Source organism: Phaeodactylibacter luteus (genome assembly GCF_007993045.1).
Taxonomy (GTDB): domain Bacteria; phylum Bacteroidota; class Bacteroidia; order Chitinophagales; family Saprospiraceae; genus Phaeodactylibacter; species Phaeodactylibacter luteus.
This window is the reverse complement of the sequence record NZ_VOOR01000191.1, coordinates 1-569: the sequence shown is the minus strand read 5'-3', so window position 1 is coordinate 569 and position 569 is coordinate 1. Positions and strand designations below refer to the sequence as shown.

1 protein-coding gene is annotated in these 569 nt (G+C 45.5%); it reads right to left on the bottom strand.

Annotation, left to right across the window (positions count from 1 at the left end; all coding sequences use genetic code 11):
• A partial coding sequence (locus FRY97_RS22640; protein ID WP_211356963.1) for a hypothetical protein occupies positions 1-545 on the bottom strand: 545 nt, incomplete at its 3' end.
• Positions 546-569: the final 24 nt, after the last annotated feature.

Below are 569 nucleotides of genomic sequence, written 5' to 3'. Positions count from 1 at the left end.
AAGGTGTAACGGGCTACAATCACCCACCAATCCCGACCGTTGGCATGACGACAGGCGCTCAATTTGCCAGGATCAAGAGTGTCTTGTGAGATCTCTTCCTTGCGTAGTATCACTCTGCCCAAACCATCGTTTTCTGTTTGATCAACGATAGAGAACAATAAACCTTCCCCAGCGAAGTTTGTGGTTACCGTTAGTCCAGGAAAAGAGTTAGTTGTAGAATTAACGATAGAAACATGACGCTCTGAGCCCGGGAGTGGAAGAGCTAAACCAAGTTGTGTACCTATCCATCCTGTAGCATATTCGGTCTCATGCCAATCGGCCCCACCGTCCATGGGCAAATGCGTTTGATTATAAACATCTTGACCATCATAATACAAGAATAGTTGACCAATACTATCACTGTAAACTGCGTTATTAAACCAAAGCGTAGCTTGCCCTATTGCCTGGTTATCAATGACCTCAAGTTTCTCATCCTCAAACCTCCACCACATCAGCCCAAACTCATTCGTAGTATCTGTACCTTCCCCACCGCTGTATCCCATCATCCAATTGTAGTCGTGTAATTGGGC